The 4,811-nt window shown below is 61.1% G+C and carries 4 protein-coding genes; 2 read left to right on the top strand and 2 right to left on the bottom strand.

The annotated features are described in order from the left end of the window. Positions 1 to 604 precede the first annotated feature (604 nt). Together NW835_RS07930 and NW835_RS07925 are read left to right on the top strand one after the other, a co-directional pair. Positions 605 to 805: a DUF2811 domain-containing protein gene (locus tag NW835_RS07930; RefSeq protein WP_011430239.1), complete on the top strand. Its 201-nt coding sequence runs from the start codon at positions 605 to 607 to the stop codon at positions 803 to 805. Between the two features lie 168 nt (positions 806 to 973). Beyond that, entirely contained in the window at positions 974 to 2,776 is a 1,803-nt protein-coding gene (locus NW835_RS07925; protein ID WP_414414988.1) for a tetratricopeptide repeat protein, read from the top strand. Here the strand turns inward: NW835_RS07925 and rpaB are convergent. Continuing rightward, on the bottom strand, positions 2,746 to 3,477 hold the full coding sequence (rpaB, locus tag NW835_RS07920; RefSeq protein WP_414365957.1) for a response regulator transcription factor RpaB: 732 nt from the start codon (positions 3,475 to 3,477) through the stop codon (positions 2,746 to 2,748). The genes NW835_RS07925 and rpaB overlap by 31 nt on opposite strands. 459 nt (positions 3,478 to 3,936) lie before the next feature. Then, complete coding sequence (recO, locus tag NW835_RS07915; protein ID WP_414414987.1) at positions 3,937 to 4,809, bottom strand: DNA repair protein RecO; 873 nt, start codon at positions 4,807 to 4,809, stop codon at positions 3,937 to 3,939. Positions 4,810 to 4,811: the final 2 nt, after the last annotated feature.

Here is a 4,811-nt window from a genome sequence, read left to right as displayed (position 1 = left end):
CGCGAGAAAAAATTTTTGGACAAATTTAGATTTCTCAGAAATCCACAGGTTTTCCCCAGACTTTCCACAGGCGGGCGGGCTGTTTTCCACAGACTCCTTGCCACAGGAAACGGCAGCGAGGGTTTCTGTGGAAAAGTCCAAACTGGAAAGTTCAGGCGGATACACCTTTAGGAATGTAACGGGATCGCGCCGTTTTTGCCGATGGCATCAAAGCCAGCGGCGGACTTTAACAAACTTGGAGCCGCTGCCCAGGATTGACAGCCCCCATGGGGCAGAGGGCAGAATAGCCGCACCTGAGGTGAGGGGGAGATTTTCCTGGCAGCTCTCCTCAGAGGCAAAGAACCCTTTGCCCAAGAACTCTATCCCTTCTCCTGCCTGAGACAAGGCCAAGGGGCAGCCTGGTATCCTCTGGCCGCTGCCGGACGGGCTAGGGGCAAACTTCTACAGACTGTCTTGCTTTTGACGGGGCTGATGCGGCCCCCGGCATACCCAAGTTAGAGAGCTGGGTTGGTTTGTTTGCGATTCCCTTCTGGGCAGGCCCAGTTTTGGCCGGATCCCTAGGTTTTCTTGGTTTCACTGTTAACCCCGAGTAGGTGGTTGGGCTATGGATTCTCCCACCGTCAGCATTTTGAGCGAAATTCCCGAGGAGCTACACGACACTCTCAAAAACTACCTCTCTCGTCACCCCGACTGGGATCAAGATCGGGTGGTGACGGCGGCACTCTCGCTATTCCTGCTCCAGAGCGGAGACACGGATCGGCGCGCCGCCCGTATTTACTTAGACAGCCTGTTTCGCCGCAACTGAGCCCTCGGAAGGCAAGCCCCGAGGATGGCCCGCTGCATGGGCGGGGGGTTAGGAACACTCTGTCAAGAACGTCCTACTAACCTGAACTGTTAACCTGAGTAGGAAGATGTCCCGCTGTTGCCGCATGCCGGCGGGAAGGGTAAAAAGGGATCCACCAAGGGAAAAACCGTGCCACAGGGCTTCGGGCGAGGAAAAAGCGACCGGCAGACGGCTGGGCCAAAGGGCCTAGGACGAGGCTCCGCTCTACCCCCCTGCCCTTCCCCAGAGGCGACCCTGGCGCTGGCCGAGCGCCACCGACAAGCAGGGGATCTGGAGACGGCACTGCACCTCTGCCGGCAGCTTACCCGGGCCCATCCCCACCTGTTCGCCGCCCAGGCGTTGCTGGGGTCCCTCTATCTGCAGATGGGGGATCCCTGCCAAGCCCTGACCCCCCTGCAATTGGCTTTGCATCTGAGAAGGGACTGGGTGCCAGCCTGGCAGGAGCTGGGCGATGCCTGGATGCTACTGGGCAACCCGGAGGAGGCGGCGCACGCCTATGAACAGGGCCTGGCTTTTGCTCCTGCCGATGGGCAACTGCTCTTCCGGTTGGGCAGTTGTTGGCTGGCTTTGGGGAAGCGGGAGCAGGCGATTGCAGTGCTGCGCCAGGCCGCAGCAGCCCAGCCTCCCCAAGTTTATGCTTTGGCGACTTTGGGGAACGCCCTCCTGTTCGACAACCAGCTTGGGGAAGCAGAAGCCTGGTTTCGCCGCGCTCTTGCCCTGGCGCCACAGGAGGGGCGGATCCTCGTCAACCTCGGCCACTGCCTGCACCTACAAGACCGCCTAGAGGAGGCCGCCGACTGTCTGCGACGGGCCATCCCGCTGCTGCCAGAGGATGCCCAGCCCCACAACAACCTGGGCACCGTCCTGCAAGAGCAAAACCAACTCGAGGCCGCTATTGAGGCTTATCGGCGCGGCTTGCAGTTGGCCCCCGACTGGCCGGAGATCCACTACAACCTGGGCACGGCCTTGCTCACCCTGGGCCGCTATGAGGAGGGGTGGCGGGAGTACGAATGGCGGCTGCAGCGACAAGGGGCAGCCTATCCGCGCTTGCTTTCGCCCCTGTGGCCGGGATCCCCCTTGGGCCAGCAGACGCTGCTTGTCTACGCTGAACAAGGGCTGGGGGACACGATTCAGTTTGTGCGCTACCTGCCGCTCTTGGCCGCCGCCCATCCTGCAGCCCAAATTTTCTTCCGCTGTCAGGGATCCCTCGTCGAGCTGGTGCAAGCCGCCTTCCCCCAGGTACAGGTTATCTCGGAGAGGGATCCCTTGCCTCCCTTTGACTGGCACCTGCCCCTGCTCAGCCTGCCCCACCGCCTGGGCACCACGCTGGAGACAATTCCCAACCGCATCCCCTATCTGGTCTGTCCCGATTGCAGCTCCGCCTGGCCGGAAGATTGGCCCGAGGTTGCCCAGAGGGGGATAAAGGTGGGGCTGGTGTGGGCCAGTGGCCGCCGCGCCACCCCCGAACTCAACCGCGTGCAAAGGTTGAAAAGCTGTCCTCTCGACCTCCTGCTCCAGCACCTCCACTTGCCCGACGTGCAGTGGGTCAGCCTACAGGTGGGGGAAGATCTCAGCCAGTGGGCCCCCCTCTTGGAGCAGCACCAGGTGATGGAGCTGGGATCCCGTTTTCGCAGCTTTGTCGATACCGCTGCAGCGGTTGCTCAGTTGGATCTGGTGATCAGTGTCGATACCGCCGTGGCCCACTTGGCCGGGGCGATGGGCAAGCCAGTGTGGGTGCTGCTGCCCTTTGCCGCCGATTGGCGCTGGCTCCTCCAGCAGCAGGACAGCCCCTGGTACCCCGGCGTGATGCGCCTGTTCCGTCAAGAAGCTCGTGGCAACTGGGTTGGCCCGCTGCAGCAGATGCGGAGGGCTCTGGAAGAGCTGCTAAGGGGGATCCCGTCCTACTCCTCGCCTTTTGGAACGATGCGCTGAAATAGATAGCCGGTACCGCGGGCTGTCAGGATAAGCTCAGGGTTGCTCGGGTCATCCTCCAACTTGGCCCGCAGCCGCGAGATGTGGACATCCACCACCCGCGTATCCACGTGGCGCTCCGGCGTGTAGCCCCACACCTCTTGCAAAATCTCGGCGCGGGAAAACGGCTCCCCAGAGCGGCTGACCAGCAGCTCCAGCAAACTAAACTCCATCCCCGTCAGGCGGATGCGCTCGTCCCGCTTGTAAACCTGCCGCTTATTGGTATCGATGCGAATGTCCCCCACCTGAATCACCCCTGAGCTGGGGATCCCTTCATGGGACGACCGCGCCACCCGCCGCAGCACCGAACGAATGCGGGCCTCCAGCTCTTTGGGCGAAAACGGCTTAACCACATAGTCGTCTGCCCCCAGCTCCAGCCCGGTAATGCGGTCGGCCACGTCCCCCAACGCCGTCAGCATGATGATCGGGATGTCGGATTCTTTGCGCAACTCCTGGCAGACCCCGTAGCCATCCAGCTTCGGCATCATCACATCCAGCACCACCAGGTCAGGGTCCTGCTTGCGGAAAACCTCCAGCGCCTCCTCCCCATCGGAAGCAGTAACCACGTCGTACCCGATCATCGAGAGGCGGGTCTCCAAAATGCGGCGGATGCTGGCCTCATCATCGACCACGAGAATCCGTTCTTTGCGCTGGGCTTCCACGGTGCTGCAACTCCTAAACTTCTAGATGAAAAGGATTGGAAAAAAATTGAGGTGAGCGCGAACTCGAGGTGGTCAGACGCAGCCTCCTCAGGGGCTCCTTCTGGATGGGTGGACTTCCCCTGGGAACTGCAACGCTGCCAAACCCTTGTTTGTCGGCAACGGAAACCGCAATCCAAGGATGCAGCTCCAGAAAACAAACACCGAAGGCTCGCCCGGCACTCGATTCAATCCTGTTAAAAGCGCCAACTTCAACTTCACTTGCTCCTGCTCGGTAGCACAGGTGTGGCACTCCTCCCCAAACGCTACCGCGGTTGACTGGCGCCAAACCGAATCTGAGAAGCCTTCGTAAGAAGTTACTTTCTACCACCTAATCTATCATCCAGAAGCGGCTGCTAACCCGCCTTAACCCTCTATTGTGCGGCCATTTTGCCCGACTTGATACATACCTTCACAACTTCTTCAGGTTGCTGCCAAGCTTTCGGAATCCTCCTCAGAAAAAGCTGCTGCCGCAACTGGGGATCCCTGGCCATTTGAAGCAGGGAGGAGGGTTTCGGCAACAGGGACAGGGTAGCAACTGACGAGCAGACCGGCGGAACGGATTTCGCGGTCGGCATGCAGCTCCAAAACCCGCCGCAACAGACGTTCTGCCGCCAGCCAAGTTGCCAGAGGCAGCGCACGCTCGGCCAGCCGGGACAAGGTCGGGTTGGGCAGGGATCCTAAGGCCTGCAGGACGGAATGAGAGACCCAGGCAACTGGGCTGAGTCGCTGCGCCAGCCGACAAGGATCGCAGACCAGGCCGCCCACCTGGGGACAGAAGAAAACCTCGCCCACTAACTCTTTCCCACAGGAGTAGCAGGCTTGTACCGAGGGGGCAACCCCCCCCACCACTAAAAGGTGGTAGAGCCCATGGACAAGGAGCGGCAAAACGGCCTCTGTTGCAGGGGCCTGCTCGATGCGTTCCAGATGCTCCACCAGCAGCACAAACAGCTCTTCCTGAGGCTGGTTGGGCAGGGCCAGCAGCAAAGCCACCTCCGCCAGGTACTGGGCTGCTGTGAGGTGGGCCAGGCCGCGGCCCAGACGGGGAAAACTCTGCAGGGTTTCTGCCTGGGCGATGCGCTGGAGACGCCGCGAGGGATCCGTTTGGGCCGACCAACGCCCCCGCGCCACCAGCAGATCGTTGACAACAAAGGGCTCCATCCGTCCTCCCCACTTGGAAGGCTGCTTACGGGATCCCTTGGCCACCGCCCGAATCAAGCCCTGCTCGCGGGTCAAAATGGTAACGATCCGATCCGCCTCCCCCAGCGGTATTGCTTTGAGGTTAATGCCCGTCACCC

Origin of the sequence: Synechococcus sp. OH2 (genome assembly GCF_047462155.1) — a bacterium.
Taxonomy (GTDB): Bacteria; Cyanobacteriota; Cyanobacteriia; order Thermostichales; family Thermostichaceae; genus Thermostichus.
This window is presented reverse-complemented; position numbering and strand designations above follow the sequence as displayed.